This is a genomic window from Pseudarthrobacter sp. CC4, from assembly GCF_048957775.1.
Lineage (GTDB): Bacteria > Actinomycetota > Actinomycetes > Actinomycetales > Micrococcaceae > Arthrobacter.
On the sequence record NZ_JARCCZ010000005.1, the window covers coordinates 1 to 18,218 of the forward strand.

Here is an 18,218-nt window from a genome sequence, read left to right on the forward strand (position 1 = left end):
CGCCCAAAAAGCGGGATGGTCGTTGCCCGCCTCCTCATACTCCGCCGCGGTGACCACGGCGCCGGCAGCGAACTCCGGCGTGGGCGGAAAGGCGCGGGTCTCATGCAGCAGGTTTTCGAAGGCGTCGCCCTGCTCATCGCTCCCGTGGGTAACCTGCTGCCCTGCGCCTGCGGCAGCGGGTGCAACGGCGCTTGAAGTGTCCTGGGACATGTGAACCTCATCATTCATCGATCTTTGCTGGGCGGGATGTCCGCCGACGTCCGGGCTCCGCCGCCTGCACGACGTCGGGCACCGGCTGGTCACGGACATTCCGCAAAGAGCTGTTCCGGAATCAAGACTAATGCTTGGCCCGCCGCTGATGTGTGCGGTGTCACACGAGAGCCCGTGAACGGCATTTATTAAGCGGTGAATGGTTTGCGGGCCGGCCTTTCCGGCCCGCCGCAGGCTGGGGCCAGCTAGTGATCAGCTGGGCTCTTGACTAGGCTGAGATGGAATTGTGACTTCACTTCGGTCCCTTCGGCCAGGCAACGCAAGGGCCTGGCAATACCGGAACCGCTGTCAAGACGGCACGATTTCGGGACCATGCTGGCCCCGGTGCCGCCACGCTAAGGAGAGAAGAATGAACCAGCAAGGCTTCGGCCAGAAGACCGGCCCCGACACGGCAGGTTCCGGCCACAGCGCCGGAACAGCCGACGGGCCAGGGTCCCAGGCCACCGCGGGCACCGCTTCCAAGGGAGGCAAGGCTCCGAACGCCAACGAGGCAGTGCTGGGTCCGTTCACCATCCGGGACCTGGCCGTCTTCGCCGGCACGCTCATCCTTTTCGTTGCCTCCCTGCTGCCAATCTTCGGCGCACGGTACAACCTGTGGAACCTCAACAACCTGTTCTTCCTGGGGCTGGGCATCGTCCTGCCCCTGATCGTGAGCGCGCTTTTCGCCGCGCGCAGGCTGGCTCCCGCCACGAAGCTCCGGATTGGCTCCCTGTCCATTGACCAGTTCGCGTCAGTGGTTGCCTCCTTTGCCGTGGCGTTCTTCTTCATCTCCGTGGCCGGCGCCTACGTTCCGAGCCTCCTTGTGGGCCTGATCGGCTCGCTGGTCCTGTTCGCCGCAACGGTGCTGGGCCGCTTCCTGCCTTACGTCTCCGGTGACTTCCAGGGCCGGGCCGAAGTGCCGGCCCACGTGGTGGCCCGGGATGCGGTTGTTCCCGTCCAGAAACCCCGCGCTCCCAAGAAGCCGAAGGACGAGTCCGCCGCCGGTTCGAAAGAGTCGAAGCCGGGCTCGAAGGTGTTCTCGGGCGGAGGGCTGTTCGGCGGTGCCGGTGCAGGTTCATCAGCTGTCCGGCCGGGTTCAAACGGCAAGGCCGGTTCACCGGAACAGCACGGTTCGCCGGAGCAGCCGGTGTCAGCAGGGCAGCCCGGTGCCGCCCCGCAGCCCGCGGCAGTCCATGCCCCCGCCACCGCTGCCATCCCTACCGGGGCATCGCCTGTTTCCACTGCCCCCGAGGTCTCTGAGTGGACTCCAGCAGGCGACCCGGGGCCCGCAACCCAGCCCGCCGACGTCGTCCGTCCTTCTTCCACTCCTGCTCCGGTTCACGACGGCGGCGCCCCGCCGGCTGCCCCGTCCGGCCAGGGTGCTGCCTCCCCGGTCCAGGGCGGGCAGGCGGGCTGGGAGCCGCCGGCCGCCACCGCAGTGCACCAGCAGGTCCGGATCGAGCAGCCCATCGGCGCCACGGTTGATCCGGCCAGCCGGCCCGACGAATCGGAAGAACACCCCATCCACGAGGCCTTCTGGTTTGCCGTGGCACAGCACCGCACTGCCTATGACCCCCAAACCGGCGCGCCGGCGTTCGTTATTGAACCGGGCGGCTGGGTGCTGGCCCTTGAGGACCGCGGCCACGAGTTCCTGGTGCAGCACACTGACGGGCGCCTGGGCGTCCTGCGGGACCTCAGCAACATCGAGCGCGGCTGACGCCTGTGGCCGGGCCCGGGGCCTCGAAGGCCGGCGGAATCAAGGCACTCGCCAGCCAGGCTGCCGGGATGCCGGTGGTCTCTTCCGAATCGGTGCTGGCGCTGAAACGGCGGGCACGGCGGATCAACAGGGCGTTGGCCGAGAAGTATCCATACGCCCACGCCGAGCTCGACTTCCGCAACCCGTTCGAACTGCTCGTCGCCACGGTCCTTTCCGCCCAGACCACTGACGTGACGGTCAACCAGGTCACCCGGGTGCTGTTCGCGCGCTACCCGGACGCCCGGACCCTGGCCGAGGCGGATCCTGGCGACCTGGAAACGATCCTGAAACCCACGGGGTTCTTCCGGGCCAAGGCCAGAAACGTCATTGCGCTCTGCACCCGCCTTGTGGACAAGTACAACGGCGTTGTACCGGGGCGGCTGGAGGACCTGGTCACCCTGCCGGGCGTGGGCCGCAAGACGGCAAACGTGGTGTTGGGGAACGGCTTCGGCATCCCCGGCATCTCGGTGGACACCCACTTCGCCCGGCTCGCCAACCGCTTTGGCTGGACGCAGTCCGACGACCCCGTGCAGATCGAACGGGACGTGGCCGAGCTGTTCGACCGGAAGGACTGGACCATGCTGTCCCACCGGGTGATCTTCCACGGGCGGCGGGTGTGCCACGCGCGGAAGCCGGCCTGCGGGGCCTGCCCCGTGGCCACGTGGTGCCCCAGCTTCGGGCTGGGCGAAACGGATCCCGCGAAGGCTGCGAAGCTGCTGAAGTACGAGCTCGCTCCCGGCAGCGAGGCACTGCTGGAGCAGCTTTTGGCCGAGACCCACCGCGCCGCCGAAATCCGGATGGAATCCCAGCAGAGGACACCGTGAGCGCGCGCGAAGACCTCCTCGAACTGGTGCGCCGGGCGGAGTCCGGTGCCGATGCGGCGCCGGATCCCCTCTGGGCCGCCCTGACGGTGGACAAGTCCCGGGCGCGGAGGGCGGCCGTCCTGATGCTCTTCGGGGCCCTTGATGACGTCCCCGCAGCTTCCAACAAGCCACTGGCGCCGGCCGATCTTGACGTCCTCCTGCTCGAACGCGCCCATACTTTAGGGTCCCATCCCGGGCAGGTGGCGTTCCCTGGCGGCGCCCTTGACGCCAGGGAAACGCCGGTTCAGGCGGCATTGCGGGAAGCAGAGGAAGAAACCGGCCTCGACTCGGACGGCGTGGAAGTTCTGGGATCCCTTCAGGAACTGGGCCTTGCCCACAGCAATTTCCTGGTCACCCCGGTGCTGGCCTGGTGGCGTTCGCCAACGCCCGTCAGGGTGGTGGACTATGCCGAGTCAGCCCAGGTGTTCCGCGTCCCCGTCCGTGACCTGCTGGACCCGGACAACCGCGTGATGGCAACCGTCCACCGCGCCGGGCGCAGCTTCGACAGCCCCGCCTTCACAGTGAACGGCGTGGTGGTTTGGGGATTTACCGGAATTGTCCTGAACGGGCTGTTCGAACAGCTGGGTTGGGCCGTTCCGTGGGACCGGAGCCGGCTCCACCGCATGGGCGTCTAGCGTCAGGCCTGCTGCTGGCGGAGATCCACCACGATGCCGGTGGCGGCGTTCTCCCGGACTGCCTTGATGCCCTCAAGCAGCGAGTTGAGGGACTTGAACTTGGGTGAGACGGCAACAGTGTTGCCCTCTGCATCAGTGAGCCGCAGTCGGTAGGACTCGTCGCCTACCCGATGAATTTCGAACCTGCCCGCCATAAGCCGGGACCTCCCCTGTGCGTCGTTGCATCAGCTTTTGACCGGTCTGCCTCAGTCGCCGCTATGAACTGTAACGCTGGTCACGGGGGCCGGTCGAGCTACCGCCGGGTAGGTTACTTTGCGGGTCGGCAGGCTGCCAAACGTCCCAATTGCCGCGGACGGGCGGCTATTTCGCATGGTCGTAGGAGTCAACCACTGCAACGCTGACCGGGAACTCAACGGGGATGGGACCGAACAGGAGCTCCCTCGCGGCGCTGGCCGCGTCCTCGATCGCCGCGATGCAGGCGTCCACTGCCTCCACGGGGGCGTGGACCATCACCTCGTCATGCAGGAAGAAGACAAGCTCGGCGTCAAGGTGACGGTCCTTCCGGAGGGTGCGCAGCCGCCGTCGTAATTCCGCCAGCCAGCAGGCCGCCCAGTCAGCGGCCGAGCCCTGGACAACAAAGTTGCGGGTGAAGCGTCCCCGGGAGCGGGCGATCGATTCGGCGCGGCGCTGCTCCTCGGCGCTGGCCGACCGTTGGCTCTGGAACCATCGCCCGGACGGCGGAGGGCTGCTCCGGCCCAGCCTCGTGGTCACCGTGCCGCCGGACTCGCCCGCCCGCGCAGCCTGCTCCACAAAGTCCACGGCCCGCGGATAAGTCTTCGCCAGCTGCGGCATGAGCCGGCCGGCCTCGCCGGAGGTTGCGCCGTACATTGCGCCCAGCAGCGCCATCTTTGCCTTTGCCCGGTCCCCGCCGAATCCCTTGGCGGCGATGGCCGCGTAGAGGTCCTGGTCGCGGGCAGCCTCGGCCATGGACGAGTCCCGGGCCAGGGCCGCCAGCACGCGAGGTTCCAGCTGTGAGGCATCCGCGACGATCAGCTTGTAGCCGGGATCGGCATGGACAGCGCCGCGGATCTGGCGCGGAATCTGGAGCGCACCGCCGCCGCGGGAGGCCCAGCGGCCGGAAACCACGCCGCCCACCACGTATTCGGGGCGGAACCTGCCGCCGGCCACCCAGGCGTCGAGCCAGGCCCATCCGTTGGCCGTGTGCAGGCGAGACAACTGCTTGTAGGCCAGCAGCGGTTGGATGGCCGGGTGGCTGGATTCCCTCAGCTCCCATTTGCGGGTGCTTTTGACCTCGATCCCGTTCCGGTGCAGGGCACGCATCAGGTCCTGCGGGGAATCGGGATTCAGCGTGGGCGAATTCAGGAGCCGGCGAAGCTCCTGGTTCAGCGCCTCAAGTTTCGCGGGGCGGTGGCCCAGGGGCGGGCGGGGGCCAAGGTGCCCGGCGAGGATCTGTTCGTGCAGGTCTTCCCGCCACGGTACGCCGGCATGCTGCATCTCGGCGGCGATCATGGCACCGGCGGATTCTGCTGCGAGGAGGAGCTGCAGCCGGTTCCGCCGGTTCTCCTCATGGCCGACCGAGGCCAGGGCCGCCTGTTGGGCGGCGTATTCGGCCCGCAGCTCTTCGGGAGTACGGCCAGTGAGGGGCAGGGTCCCGGGATCCTCGAACAGGGCACCCTGGTCCGCCGGGGGAGGCGGCGGCTGCAACGCTTTGGGAGGCAGCAGCGGGTCCTCGACGGCGATCCTGTCCGCGTTCCGTGCGTATTCCGTGTCGGCGGTGAACCGGGAAAAGGCCAGGATGTTCGCGCACAGGCTTAGGTCATGGCACCGCTCCAGTTCGACGCCGGCTGCCAGCAGGGCGGGGTACCAATCCTGGGTGCGGTGCCAGATCCAGCGGGGCGGCTGCCCGTTCGGCCGGCGGTGTTCCAGTTCACGTACGACGGCGGCGAGGTCGCCTGTGCTGATGAGCCTTGGTTCCGGGGTGGACGGCAGCGGGGCTCCCGCCTGCGTGAGTTCCTGCAGTGCCGCGCCGTGGGGGTGGGCGGCGAGCAGCAGGTACATGGTCCCCATTCTGCCTTGTTTCCGGGCTTGCCGGCTCTGGGGTCGGCGGCTGCGCGCGTGGCGCGCCCTGCTTTTCCACATACGGCCCCGGCGCCCTTACCCGCCATCTTTCGGCGGTGGAAAGTGGGTCCATGAGCAGGCATCAGCTGATTCCGTCCCACCCTGAACCGGGCCCCGCCGGCTTCAGCCTTGCAGCAGAGGCTGGTCAGCCATTACGGGCAGCCCTCCCGGTGCACGCCCCGGGAGGAGCCCGGGAAGCCTGGCTGCCGGACAGCGGCGGCGAGGTACTGCTGGTGACCTCGTCCGCTGTCCTCCGGGCCGAGGTGGAGCGGATCGTTGCGGCAGCCGGAGCACAGCTGCGCACGGCAGCCGATGCCGCCGGGGCGGGCAGGCATTGGGACGGGGCGGCGGCAGTCCTGGTGGGCAGCGACATCCGCGAACTGCCTCCCCGGCGACGGGCGCCGGCAGTCCTGGTGGGCCTTGACGGTGAAGGCGACAGCCTGTGGCACCTGGCCGCGGTCCTCGGTGCAGAGCGGGTGGCTGTGCTGCCCGACGCCGCCGCCTGGCTTGCGGACCATCTCAGCAGGTCGCGTTCGCCGGGCCCCGGCGGCCTCATCCTGGGCGTGGCCGGCGGCTGCGGCGGCGCGGGTGCCACTACCGCAGCCATCTGGATTGCCCAGGCTGCCGCCGGGCTGGGGGCCCGGGTGCTCCTGGTGGACGGTGACCCATGGGGCGGCGGGCTGGAGCTCGCCCTCGCCGCCGAAGAAGACCCCGGGCTGCGCTGGCCCGACCTCGCTGAGGCCAGGGGCAGCATCGATCCGGTCCAGCTTGCGGATTCCCTGCCCGTTGCAGGAGGCTTTTCGTTCCTGTCCTGGCCCGCCAGCCGTGAGCAGCCTGTGACTGTTGCCGCCGCCACCTCGGCGGGCGTCCTTGATGCCGCCCGCCGTGGGTATGAGCTGGTGGTGGTGGACATCGGCCGGGGAGCGGAGCCCATCCACACGTTCGCCTGGGACTGCGACCTCATCACCGTGGTGGTTCCGGCGCAGCTGAAGGCTGCCGTCGCGGCGGTGCGGCTGCTTCAGGAATTCCCTCCGGTGGAGGCTTCCCTCCTGGTTCGGGGCAAGCACGGTGCGGCGCTGGACGGCGCCCTTCTTGCCGAAGCCATCGGCCTTCCCGTCCAGGGGCGCGTGCCCGAGCTGCGGGGCGTCCCGGCGGCGATGGAGTCGGGCCGGCTCCTTGATCTGGGCAAGCGGCGAAGCGTCAGGCAATTCGCTGCCTCCGTGCTGGATCTCCTCGGAGACGGCCTGCCTGCGGGGGATCTCGGGTGAGGCAGCCGCCAGGCTCAGGTGAACGCAGCATCGGGGAACGGCGCATTGCGGAACGCAGTTCCGGCGGGCATGCTTCCGGCGAGGGGCGGCGGCGCGAACGCCGTCCGGCCGTCCGGGACGCCGTGGATGTGGGGCTGCTCGAATCGGTGCGGGAGTCCATGATGGCGGACGCGGCGGCTGTGACACCCTCCCGGGTGGCGGCGGCAGTGCAGGCCACCGGCAAACTGCTGGGCACCGCCGGATCATTGGCGGCGGTGGAGCGGATCAGCGCCGAGCTCAACGGGCTGGGACCTCTCCAAAACCTTACCCGCGACCCCGCGGTGACGGATATCTTCGTGAATGCCCCGGACTCCGTCTGGGTTGACAGGGGCCGCGGGATGGAGCGCGTAGCGGTGGCCTTCGACCATGAAGTCCAGCTGCGGGCATTGGCCTGCCGGCTGGTGGCCGCCGGCGGCCGGCGGCTGGATGACGGCTCACCCTGCGTTGATGTGAGGCTGGCCGGCGGCTACCGCGTCCATGCCGTGTTGCCGCCCGTCTCCACGGCGGGAACGCTGCTGAGCATCAGGATCCGGCGTGAACGGGTCTTCACCATGGATGAGCTCCGCGCCGGCGGAATGTTCAGTTCCGGACTGCAGCGTGTCCTGGAACGGGTGGTGGAGCGCAGGCTGAGCTTCCTTATCAGCGGTGCCACCGGGTCCGGAAAGACCACCCTGCTTTCCACCCTGCTCGGGCTGTGCCCTCCCTCGGAGCGGTTGGTCCTGATCGAGGATGCATCGGAACTGAATCCGGTGCATCCGCACATCGTCTCCCTTGAATCCCGCCACGGAAACCTGGAAGGTGGCGGCGCGGTGGACCTGGGGGACCTGGTCCGGCAGGCCTTGCGCATGCGTCCGGACAGGCTGGTGGTGGGTGAATGCCGGGGCGCCGAAGTGCGGGAGCTGCTGACTGCCATGAACACCGGCCACAGCGGCGGGGGCGGAACCATCCACGCCAATGCGGCCACTGCCGTTCCAGCCCGGCTCACAGCTCTCGGTGCCCTGGCGGGACTGAACCCCGACGGCGTGCGGCTCCAGGCAGCGAGCGCCTTGGACGTCGTCATCCACGTCGAGCGCACGCAACAGTCCCGGAAAGTGACGTGCGTTGGGCTGGTGGGAGACGGACCGGACGGCCTGACGGTTCTGCCTGCCTGGGAAGGTGGTGAAGGCCCGGTGGGCACAGGCCCGGCGTGGCCGGTCCTGGCCGAACGGCTGGGCTTGGGCCTGGGAGAGCTGCAATGATCCTTTTTCTTGTCATGCTTTTGGGGCTGGCCGCAGTGCTGCTTGCCCGTCCGCCGCGTGGCGCTGCCGCCAGGCTGCGCCGTGCAGGAAATGCCGGCCCTGCAGGAAAACCCGGTCCGGCCCCGGCATTACGTGCCCTCAGGGCAGGGATCCTTCCGCTGAGCAGGCGCAGTGCCGGGAAGGGAGGCAAGCAGTCTGCAGCGCCCATGACCGTCGTTGTGCAGCAACTTGCCGCCCTGCTCAAAGGCGGGCGGACACCGGCCCGGCTTTGGGAGGAGATCTGGTTGGTTTACGGCTCCTCGGATTCCCGCAGCGATGGCCTCCCAAGCGATGGCCTCCCAACGGGCTCCAGCGCCATGCTGGGATCGGCACGCGTGGCGGCGGCCGGTGGAACTCCGGTCTCGGACGCCATCCGCCGGTCGCTGCCCTCCGCCTTTCCCCGGCGGGATCGGGAATCCCGCATCTGGGCGGACCTTGCCGCGTGCTTTGATGTTGCGGAAGCAAGCGGCTGTCCGCTTGCAGACGTGCTCACCAGGTTCGCCGCGCAGCTCGAAGCGGAGGACGACGCCGATGCCGCCCGGCAGACCGCCCTGGCCGGACCCAAGGCCACCGTAAGCCTCCTCACCTGGCTGCCGCTGCTGGGGTTGGGCCTGGGAATGGCGCTGGGCGTGGATCCGCTGGCCATCCTGTTGGGAACGCCATGGGGACTGGCAGCGCTTGCCGCCGGAATTGGCCTTACAGCTGCCGGAAGGCTGTGGTCCGCCAGGCTGGTGGCCGCGGCGGCGGGGGCTGGCGTGACATGACCTGGCCTTCCCCTTCAGCGCTCGCCCTTTTCCTCGTGCTTGCTGCGGCCGCCGCCCTGGTGTGTGCCGGGAGGGGCAGTCCGGGGAAGAGGCTGCGGGCGTTGTCCGGCAGCCCCCCGATGAGGGGCGCGCCCGCCGGCTCCGGAGGATCCCTGCCGCGCGGGGGACGGGAGGGCCTGACGGACACCGCCATGATGCTGGAGCTCGTGGCCGCCATGCTGGATGCGGGGTCGGGCATCGGCCGTGCGCTGGACCTGGTGTCGGACTCCGCTTCCGACAGGTATAGGGACGCTCTCCGGCCGGTCGTGGCTGCCTTGGCTATCGGGGCCGACTGGGAAACCGCCTGGCGCAGCAGTGCGGTCCGCCTGCCGGAGGTCCTGGAACTGCGGGACGCCTTGGGGTTCGCGGCCCTGACCGGCGCGCCGTCGTCCGCGATCCTTTACGCCCAGGCTGCCCGGCTCCGCCGCGAGCGGTTCCGGGCTGCAGAAAAACGCGCGGCGTCACTGGGCGTCAAGCTGGTGGTTCCGCTCGGCATGTGTTCCCTGCCCGCCTTCATCTGCCTGGGCGTGGTCCCGGTGCTCCTTGCGCTGGTGCCCTCGGGCTAGGGCGCCATGTGCCTTTTCCTGCACTCTTCTCCTCCACAGCGGGGTCCACACCACGGAACCACCCGGCTTTTCCACTTAGGAGTCCGCAGGGCTTACCGCTTCCGGCACGGCCCGGAAGAGTCGAGACAGCCGGCAACACCACCGGCCCAACGGAAGGAAAACCACATGCCCACTCATCACCGTCGCCACTACGCCGACGGGACAGCGGCGCTCGCCGCTGCCCGCTCCGCCTCCCGGGGACACCGCAGCAACAGCCACCACGCGGGCGGGGCCGGAAACGGTTCCCTGCCGACCAACGTCGTGGAACTGTACCCGGGCGTGAAGGCGCCAACCAGCCCCAGGCGGCGTCTCCGGCTCCTGGGATCCGAGGCGGGAATGGCAACCGCCGAGTACGCCATAGCCACTCTCGCTGCCGTGGGCTTTGCCGGGCTGCTGGTGTTCATCCTCCGCAGCGAGGAGGTCCGTGGCTTCCTGCTGACTCTGATCCGCACGGCGTTGGCCCTGCCATGACCGTCGCGCCGGCCGTGCTTCCACCCGTTCGTCCGTGCCCCACCCTGCAGGCCGGCTCCCGGCCCCTGGGGCCGGGCAGGCCCTACGTCGGTCCCGGACCGGAGGAATCGTGCGGCGCCGTGACCGCCGAGTTCGCCGTCACGCTGCCTGCGGTCCTGCTGCTGCTGGCCATGCTGCTGTCAGGTGCCTCCGCCGGGGTCACCCAGTTGCGGCTGGAGGAGGGAGCACGCGCCGGTGCCCGGGCCCTGGCCCGCGGTGAAGATTCAGCCGCTGTGGAAAGAATCGTCCATACCCTGACGGGCGGGTCCGCGTCGGCGGCGGTTTCGGCCGACGGCGAGTGGCTGGACGTCACCGTCACCGGCCGGGTGGGCGGCCCGCTCGGTTCGGCCATTCCCTGGCTGCTTACTGCCCGGGCCTCCACCCGCGCCGAGACGGCCGGATGATGCGTGCCGGGCCCTGTGGACGGACTCGCATCGTTCAGCCGTGCCGGGCAGGTACTGCAGACTCAGGCCGGCGCCTGCAGGCTTCCGCCTGCGGCCGGGAGCGCGGGTCCGGGACGGTTCTGGCGGCCGGCCTGGCCTTGGTGGTGATGATGGCCATGGCGCTGATGCTGCTGCTGGCGCAGTCGGCCGTCCTGGCAAGCAGGGCCGCGTCCGCTGCCGACCTCGCGGCACTTGCGGCGGCCGATGCCCTCCGCGGCGTCACTGACGGGGACCCCTGCACCATAGCGTTCCAGGTTGCGGCCCGGCAGGGGGCTGCGGTCCTTGGCTGCAACGAGGGTGCAGGGCAAACGATCGAGGTCAGGACGGAGCTGATGGAACGGACCGTGTTCGGGGCAGCAACCGGGCGTTCCCGCGCTGGCCCGCCGCCCTGAACCTCGCACCTGCCCCGGGTGTGGCCGGCAGGCGCGGCTCCTGTGTTGGCTTCCCGAATGTCTGCCGGGACACCCGGACAAGCGGCCGGCACCGTCAGCGCTGCGCTTCCATCCTCAGGGAGCTGCCCTCGGTGGCGTCCTTGAGCAGGACGTCGAGGAGGGAGACCGCGGCAGCCTTGTCCAGGGGGTTGTTCTTGTTGCCGCATTTCGGTGACTGGACGCAGGAGGGACAGCCGGAATCGCACTCGCAGGCCTTGATGGCGTCCCGGGTGGCCGTGAGCCACACCTTCGCCTTGTCGAAGCCCCGTTCGGCGAAACCCGCGCCGCCGGGATGCCCGTCGTACACGAAGATGGTGGGCACCCCGGTGTCCGCATGCAGGGCCGTGGATACCCCGCCGATGTCCCACCGATCGCTTGATGCCACCAAGGGCAGCAGGCCAATGGCCGCATGCTCCGCGGCATGCAGGGCCCCGGGAAACTGCGCTTCGATCAGCCCCGCCCCGGTGAGGGAACGGTTGTCCACCACGAACCAGACGGCCTTGGTGAAGAGATCGCGGGCGCCCAGTTCCAACGGCTCCTCACCAAGGATTTCGTTGGAGATCAGGGCCTTGCGCTGAAAGGACACCACTTGCGTCGTGACTTTGACATCACCGAAGTGCACCGAAACGTCACCCCACTGCACCGTGCGCTGTGTCTCCAGCACCTCGATCTGGGTGATGTCCCGGGCGGTGGTGTAGTAATCGGGATTGGCGCGGCGCACCATCACGCAGTGGTCATCTTCATTCAGGTCCTCCACGACGTAACTGTCACCCTGATGGATGTAAACAGCGCCAGTGTGGGCCTGGTAGTGGGTCTGCGGGGAATCCATGGTTCCAAGGAGGGACCCGGTTTCGGCATCCACGATGCTCACCGGTCCGCCGCCGTCGGCCCGCAGGTTCACCATGGCTGCCGCGCTCTGCGAGTGTGTCCAGAACCAGCCCGCGGGCCTCCGGCGCAGGTACCCCTGGGCCACCAGCCGGTCCAGGAGGGACTCCGCCGTGCTGCCGAAGAGGTCGAGTTCGGCAGGACCAAGCGGAAGTTCCGCTGCCGCGGCGCACAGGTGTGGACCCAGCACGTAGGGGTTTGAGGGGTCGAAGACAGTTGCTTCCACGGACACGTCGAAAATCGCTTCCGGATGGTTCACCAGGAAGGTGTCCAGGGGATCATCGCTGGCAACAAAGGCCGCGATGGCGTCCTGCCCGGCCCTGCCCGCCCGGCCGATCTGCTGGAACAGGGAGGCGCGCGTCCCCGGCCAGCCCGCCACCAGGACCGCGTCCAGTCCTGAAATGTCGATCCCCAGTTCCAGGGCGGAAGTGCTCGAAACACCCAGGAGCCGCCCCGAACGGAGCGCCTTTTCCACGGCGCGGCGTTCCTCGGGAAGGTACCCGGAACGGTATGCAGCCACCCGCTGCGGCAGGCTGGGGTCCACCTCGTCCAGGAGGCGTTTGGTGATGGAGGAGATGGACTCCGCCCCGCGCCGGGATTTGATGAACGCTATGGTGCGGACCTGGGCCGATACCAGGTTCGCCAGCAGGTCTGCGGTTTCAGCCACAGCCGTCCGCCGCTCCTTGGCGCCGTTTTCGCCCCGAACGTCGGTGAGGGCGGGTTCCCAGAAAGCCACCGTGGTGGCACCGTGCGGCGAGCCGTCCCGGGAAACTGCCCTCACCGGAGCCCCGATCAGCCGGGCGAAGGAGACCTCGGGCTCCGAAGCGGTCGCGGAGGCGGCGATGAATACCGGCTCCGGGTAGGCCGTGCCCGCACCGTAGTACGCGCAGATCCGGCGCAGCCGGCGCATCAGGTTGGCCACATGGGAACCGAATACACCTCGGTAGCTGTGGGCCTCGTCAATGACCACGTAGCGCAGGCGGCGGAAGAACCCGGCCCACCAGGCGTGGTTGGGAAGAATCCCAAAGTGCAGCATGTCCGGGTTGGCAAGGATGAAGTTGGCGTGGTCCCTGATCCAGCGGCGCGAGGCGGGGTCGGTGTCCCCGTCGTAGGTTTCCGCCCGCACGGTGGGCAGTTCCAGGCCCCTGATGGCATTGAGCTGGTCCGCGGCGAGGGCCTTCGTGGGGGACAGGTAGAGCGTCACGGCGCCGTCGTCATGGATCTTCCCGGGCTCGGCCATGACCCGCAGTTCGGAACGGTGGATGGCGTCCAGGGCGGGGAGCTGGTAGGCGAGCGACTTTCCCGATGCGGTTCCGGTGGCCACCACAACGTGTTCGCCGGCGTGGGCGATTCCGGCTGCTTCCACCTGGTGCCGGTAGGGCTCCTGGATGCCCAGGGACCCGTACGCCGCAACCAGGTCCGGATGCACCCACGCGGGCCAGGGCTCGTACTCGGCCTCACGGGCCGGGATAGTGCGGACATGACGCAGCTGCTCCGGTTCCGGGCCGCGGCCCAGCAAGGGAATCAGGGAGTCATGGGGGTTCACCCGAACATTGTTTCACCCGGCAGGGACTTGCGGGCCCCGGTTCGCCGTCGGGGTAACAGTGTGGGGGAACGGTAAGGCTCAGCTGAGGGAAAGGTCTGAGCCGTCGTGCGAAGCGGACAGCATGAGTACCCGGGACACGGTGGTCCAGCCGAGGTGGGAGTAGAGTTTTTGGCCGTCCGCGGAGGCCAGCAGGAGCCCCTCCTGCACGTCGTGCTCGAAGGCCTTGGCTGCAAGGGCACGCATGATGAAACTGCCCAGGCCCCGGCGCTGGAAGGCCGGTTCCGTGATGATCTTGTCGAACACCGCGGTGTCGCCCACCACGTAAACCCGTCCGCTGGCGGCCAGGGTGTCGCCGGAACGGACCTCTGCGTAGTGGACGCCGTTCTGCGCGGACGTGGTCCAGGTCAGTTCGTCGTCGGAAAGCCAGGGATCCTCGGCGTCCTGGGTCTCCATGTCCACAATCATCATCGCCTGCGAGTCAGATGTGACATTCAGCCCGTGCCTTGCGGCCAAGGCCGAGTAGCGGGCTGTGTCATTGGTCAGGATGGTGAGGACCCTGGCCGGAACTTCGGCCGTCTTGGCGGCCAGCGCCGCGAACTCATCGTCCGTGGGCTCGGACGCGAAGAATTCCCATTCGCCGCTGGTATCCGCCCGCAGCACGGCGGGAAAGCGGCCCTCGGTGGATGTCCTGTAGCCGCGGCAACCGGCCCAGCCCGCCACCCACACCTCAAGAAGGCCAGTGATGTCTTCAACCATGGTTTCCGGGGTCATGGGATGAGAATATTCCAGCCCGATCTTAAGCAACAGGGGGTGGCAGAGAGCTTATGCAATCGTGATGAGCCGAAAACGCCACGGACCTTCGCGGAAGCTGGAGCGGACCGGCCGGCACCGTCGCCGCGGACCGTGCCGGTACCCTTAAATACGTGGCTTTGAATACCCTTAAATACGTGGCTTTGAACCGAATTGTGCTTTTTTACGGCTTTACCCCGATCGCGGACCCCGAGGCGGTACGGCTATGGCAGCGCGCGCTGTGCGAGAAGCTCGGGCTGACCGGACGCATCCTGATCTCCAAGGACGGCATCAACGCGACTGTCGGCGGGGAGATCGGCGCGGTCAAACAGTACGTGAAGACCACCCGCGAGTACAGGGGCTTCCGCGGCATCGACGTGAAATGGTCCGACGGCGGTGCCGAGGACTTCCCCCGGCTCAGCGTCAAGGTCCGGGACGAGATTGTCTCCTTCGGCGCGCCCGGGGAACTCAAAGTGGACGAGAACGGCGTGGTTGGCGGCGGTACGCACCTCAAGCCGGAGGAACTGCACGAGCTGGTGGACAGCAAGAAGGAAGCCGGGGAGGACGTTGTCTTCTTCGACGGCCGGAATGCCTTCGAAGCCCGGATCGGCCGCTTCAAGGACGCGATCGTCCCCGATGTCGCCACCACCCACGACTTCATCCAGGAGCTGGAGTCCGGCAAGTATGACGACCTCAAGGACAAGCCCGTGGTCACCTACTGCACCGGCGGCATCCGCTGCGAGGTGCTGTCCAGCCTCATGGTGAACCGGGGTTTCAAGGAGGTGTACCAGCTGGACGGCGGCATTGTCCGCTACGGCGAAACATTCAAGGACCAGGGGCTCTGGGAAGGCTCGCTCTACGTCTTCGACAAGCGCATGCACCTGGAATTCAGCGAGGACGCCAAGACCATCGGCGAATGCACCCGCTGCTCGGCGCCCACCAGCAAGTTCGAGAACTGCACAAACCCCAGCTGCCGCACCCTCACCCTGTACTGCGCCGACTGCGCATCCAGCCCGGAAACCCTGCGCTGCCCCGACGGGTGCGCAGCCTAGGGAACGGGTGGCGAGAGAAGCCGCAGCCGGTAGGCGTAGTTGGCGCCGGTCCGGGCTTCCACCCTGATGGTGAGGGCTGTCTCCGAGGAAAGATAAATAACGTTCTCCCGGTTGATCCCGCACCGGAGCCCCAGATCCACCAGCGTGAGCGACTCGCTGCGGACGGTGAACGTCACACGCCGCTGGCTGCGGCACGCCAGGGCCAGCGCGTACGTGCCGGTCCCCAGGACGGGCGTCGACTCGGCCCGGATTTCCCCGGCTGCCATGAGCCCTGCCCTGGCGTGGGCCACCGGCTGCCCTGTGTCCGGCAGCGTCCGGGTTACCCAAGCGCTAAGCTCAGCCTCGCTGACGGGGTCGTTCTGCAGCGGGTCGCGCGTGAACACCGGCCCGGGAAGCCGCGTCGGCTCTGCCTCGACGGGCCCCGGAAGGCTGCGGCCGTCGTCGTACGTATACTCGCAGCCGCCCAGCACCATCGCGGCGGCCAGCGCAGCAATGACGACGGCGGCGCCCGGCTTCCGGGCCAGCGGCACCGGCGCTGTGCGCACGCGGGGCGTCCGCACGGTACAAGGCGCGGAGGCGATCCGCACACTGGGCATAGTCAGACTGTATGCCCGCCGCCATCGGCGGGCCAGAGCCGAAGGTACCGTTATCCGGCGGGTTCCAGCCGGTACGCGTAGATGAGGGGCGCGTCCACGCTGGAAGCGCTGATTTCCAGGGTGCCGGCCTCGGGCAGGGTGATTTTGGTTGTCTCCCGGCTGCCGTTGCACGCCGCTCCTGCGTCCGCCAGCATCGCTCCATCAAGTGATACGGCGAAGAAGGCCTTGCCGCCGCCATCGCACGTTGCGGTCAGGATGTAGCGCCCTGCCGGAACATCGGCGGCTTCCTTAATAATGCGGTTCCGGTTGAGGATCTTGCCGGCGTCCTCGATGACGGCGCCCGGCGCCGGGGGCAGCGCGGTTGCCCGCCACTGGGGGACGTCCGCGTTTTCGACGGAAACCACGGGTGAGCAGCCGGCCAGGGCAAGGGCCGCCGCACCTGCCAAGGCTCCGGACCACGGCAACAGGCGGGCGCGCCCCGCCGGCTGGAGCCGGGCGCGCAGAAGGACGGCAAAACTTGAAGGCATGGCTCCACGCTACCGCGTCAACGCAGCCCGCAATGCCCAGCAGCCCGCCGGACTAAACTTGAGCGGTGCCTGAATCCCCGTACGAGTTCACCGCCGGCAACACCCCGGACGCCCCCCGCAGCGACCAGCCGGAGCTGCTCGCCGCCCTCGCCGCGGACCTGCGCCGGCTCGACTACACGCCCGACGGCGTCGCCCGGTTCCTGGGCCCCGCCGCCTCCGCAGCGCTGGACCGGGACCAGACCATCCCGGCCCTGCTCGCCGCCGACCGCGCCGTGCGGCAGGACGAGGCAAACAGGGCGCTCGCCGCCGTCGTCCGCCTCTGGCTTCTCGCCGAGCCGCAGGTGGCGGAGACGCTCGACGCCGCCCTTCCCGGCATCCGTGCGGAAGGCCTGCTCACGCTGGGGCTGGTTGAACCCCTTCCAGGCTCAGGGCTGCTGGCAGCGAAGGTGGACCTGCGGCCCTACGGCTGGCACGGCACCGCCGGGGACAACGCAGCCGGCGGCGGCACGGAACTCTGGGTGGCCAGCGACCTGGCGGCGCACCAGCAGGAAGGGGTGCTCCGGCACGACCACGTCCTGGGCATCGGCCATGCCTCCACCACGCTGGTGCAGACCACCGCCCGCCGCCGCGCCGAACGCGCCCTGGACCTCGGCACGGGCTGCGGAATCCAGACGTTCCACCTGCTCCAGCACTGCCGGCACGTCACCGCCACGGACATCTCCGAACGCGCCCTGGCCTTCACCCGCTTCAACATCCTCCTCAATGCGCAGGCCCTCTCCGTTGATCCCGCGCGGCTTGCGGACCGGGTCAGCCTGCGCCTGGGCTCACTCCTGGACCCCGTCGAGGGCGAGGAGTTCGGGCTGGTGGTGTCCAATCCGCCGTTCGTGATCACGCCGCGCAGCGCAGGGGAGGACGCCGCAGGGCAGTTCACGTACCGCGACGGCGGCCTGCCGGGCGATGAGATCGTGGCGGCCCTCGTTGCCGGCCTGCCGGACGTCCTGGCACCCGGCGGAACAGCCCAGCTTTTAGGCAACTGGGAGGTCATTAAGGGAACGTCATGGCAGGAACGGCCGCAAAGCTGGGCCAGTCCGGGCGTTGACGCCTGGTTTATCCAGCGCGAGCAGGTGGGGCCGGAACAGTATGCGGAAACATGGCTGCGCGACGCCTCGGAGGGCCGGGACCGGCAGCACTACCGGGAGGCCTACGCCGCCTACCTCGCAGACTTCGAATCCAGGAACGTGGAGGGCATCGGTTTCGGCATGGTCTGGCTGCGCCGTCCGGTTGAACCGGGCCCTGCCCGCATCAGCCGGTTCGAGGAAATCACGTACCCCATTGAGCAGCCCATCGGACCCCACCTGGGGGCCGCCGTCGAACGCATCGACTGGCTGGCCGTGCACGCCCTGGAGGATGCGCACCTGCTGGTGGCGGACGACGTCACGGAGGAGCGCCACCAGCGGCCGGGCGCCGAGCACCCGGGGGTCATCCTGCTGCGCCAGGGCGCCGGCCTGCGCCGTACCAACCTGCTCAGCACCGAGCTGGCCGGCTTCGTTTCAGCGTGCGACGGCGACCTGACCGCCGGCCAGATCGCCGGGGCGCTGGAGGCGCTGCTGGGCGGCGGAATGGCGGGGGAGGAGGGGTTCGACGCCGGCTCGTTCCGGACCGGGCTGATCACCGAAGTGGCTAATCTGGTCCGCGACGGTTTCCTGATCCCGGCCCCGGAACAGGGCGCCTAGGACCTGCAGGGGAACCCCCTACTTTTCCACATGGATGCGCACATTTCTGCAAAATATGGTGAACTAGGCCAG

General features: G+C 68.7%; 18 protein-coding genes and 1 pseudogene. 12 read left to right on the forward strand and 7 right to left on the reverse strand.

What is annotated here, in order from left to right:
- Positions 1-210 (reverse strand): annotated as a pseudogene (locus PV768_RS05445) (hypothetical protein); the annotation flags it as partial.
- A gap of 409 nt (positions 211-619) precedes the next feature.
- Here PV768_RS05445 and PV768_RS05450 point away from each other — a divergent pair.
- From PV768_RS05450 to PV768_RS05460, 3 genes are all read left to right on the forward strand, one after another.
- Positions 620-1,966 carry a hypothetical protein gene (locus PV768_RS05450; protein WP_421092474.1) on the forward strand — a complete coding sequence of 449 codons (1,347 nt, stop codon included), beginning with the start codon at positions 620-622 and terminating at the stop codon, positions 1,964-1,966.
- 68 nt (positions 1,967-2,034) lie between these two features.
- A complete protein-coding gene (nth, locus tag PV768_RS05455; protein ID WP_421092560.1) occupies positions 2,035-2,829 on the forward strand; it encodes an endonuclease III in 795 nt (264 codons plus the stop codon).
- Complete coding sequence (locus tag PV768_RS05460; protein ID WP_323056714.1) at positions 2,826-3,503, forward strand: NUDIX hydrolase; 678 nt, start codon at positions 2,826-2,828, stop codon at positions 3,501-3,503. Before nth ends, PV768_RS05460 begins: the two co-directional genes overlap by 4 nt.
- 2 nt (positions 3,504-3,505) lie before the next feature.
- Here PV768_RS05460 and PV768_RS05465 read toward each other — a convergent pair whose 3' ends face one another.
- Together PV768_RS05465 and PV768_RS05470 are read right to left on the reverse strand one after the other, a co-directional pair.
- Positions 3,506-3,697 (reverse strand): YegP family protein, encoded by a 192-nt coding sequence (locus PV768_RS05465; RefSeq protein WP_157241136.1) that lies wholly within the window; start codon positions 3,695-3,697, stop codon positions 3,506-3,508.
- 166 nt (positions 3,698-3,863) lie between these two features.
- Complete coding sequence (locus PV768_RS05470; RefSeq protein ID WP_421092475.1) at positions 3,864-5,582, reverse strand: bifunctional 3'-5' exonuclease/DNA polymerase; 1,719 nt, start codon at positions 5,580-5,582, stop codon at positions 3,864-3,866.
- A gap of 263 nt (positions 5,583-5,845) precedes the next feature.
- On the opposite strand from PV768_RS05470, the gene ssd reads away from it, so the two are divergent.
- The 7 genes from ssd to PV768_RS05505 all read left to right on the forward strand — a co-directional run bounded on the left by ssd (position 5,846) and on the right by PV768_RS05505 (position 10,979).
- The gene (gene ssd, locus PV768_RS05475) at positions 5,846-6,910 is read left to right on the forward strand and encodes a septum site-determining protein Ssd (RefSeq protein ID WP_421092561.1); all 1,065 of its coding nucleotides are present in this window, start codon (positions 5,846-5,848) and stop codon (positions 6,908-6,910) included.
- 122 nt (positions 6,911-7,032) lie between these two features.
- On the forward strand, positions 7,033-8,187 hold the full coding sequence (locus tag PV768_RS05480) for a TadA family conjugal transfer-associated ATPase (RefSeq protein ID WP_421092562.1): 1,155 nt from the start codon (positions 7,033-7,035) through the stop codon (positions 8,185-8,187).
- Positions 8,184-8,990: a hypothetical protein gene (locus tag PV768_RS05485; protein WP_421092476.1), complete on the forward strand. Its 807-nt coding sequence runs from the start codon at positions 8,184-8,186 to the stop codon at positions 8,988-8,990. Before PV768_RS05480 ends, PV768_RS05485 begins: the two co-directional genes overlap by 4 nt.
- Complete coding sequence (locus PV768_RS05490) at positions 8,987-9,595, forward strand: type II secretion system F family protein (protein ID WP_421092477.1); 609 nt, start codon at positions 8,987-8,989, stop codon at positions 9,593-9,595. The genes PV768_RS05485 and PV768_RS05490 overlap by 4 nt, the downstream gene beginning before the upstream one ends.
- A gap of 165 nt (positions 9,596-9,760) precedes the next feature.
- A complete protein-coding gene (locus PV768_RS05495; protein WP_421092478.1) occupies positions 9,761-10,105 on the forward strand; it encodes a DUF4244 domain-containing protein in 345 nt (114 codons plus the stop codon).
- Entirely contained in the window at positions 10,102-10,548 is a 447-nt protein-coding gene (locus PV768_RS05500; protein ID WP_421092479.1) for a TadE family type IV pilus minor pilin, read from the forward strand. Before PV768_RS05495 ends, PV768_RS05500 begins: the two co-directional genes overlap by 4 nt.
- Entirely contained in the window at positions 10,548-10,979 is a 432-nt protein-coding gene (locus PV768_RS05505; protein ID WP_421092563.1) for an Rv3654c family TadE-like protein, read from the forward strand. Before PV768_RS05500 ends, PV768_RS05505 begins: the two co-directional genes overlap by 1 nt.
- A 94-nt stretch (positions 10,980-11,073) precedes the next feature.
- Here the strand turns inward: PV768_RS05505 and PV768_RS05510 are convergent, their stop codons facing one another.
- Both PV768_RS05510 and PV768_RS05515 read right to left on the reverse strand, forming a co-directional pair.
- Positions 11,074-13,449, reverse strand: a complete 2,376-nt coding sequence (locus PV768_RS05510; protein ID WP_321214382.1) for a DEAD/DEAH box helicase — start codon at positions 13,447-13,449, stop codon at positions 11,074-11,076.
- Between the two features lie 78 nt (positions 13,450-13,527).
- Complete coding sequence (locus PV768_RS05515; RefSeq protein WP_157241150.1) at positions 13,528-14,220, reverse strand: GNAT family N-acetyltransferase; 693 nt, start codon at positions 14,218-14,220, stop codon at positions 13,528-13,530.
- A gap of 176 nt (positions 14,221-14,396) precedes the next feature.
- On the opposite strand from PV768_RS05515, the gene PV768_RS05520 reads away from it, so the two are divergent.
- Entirely contained in the window at positions 14,397-15,290 is an 894-nt protein-coding gene (locus tag PV768_RS05520; protein WP_321214380.1) for a rhodanese-related sulfurtransferase, read from the forward strand.
- On the opposite strand, the gene PV768_RS05525 is transcribed toward PV768_RS05520, so the two are convergent.
- Both PV768_RS05525 and PV768_RS05530 read right to left on the reverse strand, forming a co-directional pair.
- Complete coding sequence (locus PV768_RS05525) at positions 15,287-15,886, reverse strand: hypothetical protein (RefSeq protein ID WP_421092480.1); 600 nt, start codon at positions 15,884-15,886, stop codon at positions 15,287-15,289. The genes PV768_RS05520 and PV768_RS05525 overlap by 4 nt on opposite strands.
- 50 nt (positions 15,887-15,936) lie before the next feature.
- Positions 15,937-16,413, reverse strand: a complete 477-nt coding sequence (locus PV768_RS05530) for a hypothetical protein (protein ID WP_421092481.1) — start codon at positions 16,411-16,413, stop codon at positions 15,937-15,939.
- A 65-nt stretch (positions 16,414-16,478) separates the two neighbouring features.
- Between PV768_RS05530 and PV768_RS05535 the strand changes: the two genes are divergently transcribed.
- Positions 16,479-18,146: a DUF7059 domain-containing protein gene (locus tag PV768_RS05535; protein WP_421092482.1), complete on the forward strand. Its 1,668-nt coding sequence runs from the start codon at positions 16,479-16,481 to the stop codon at positions 18,144-18,146.
- Positions 18,147-18,218: the final 72 nt, after the last annotated feature.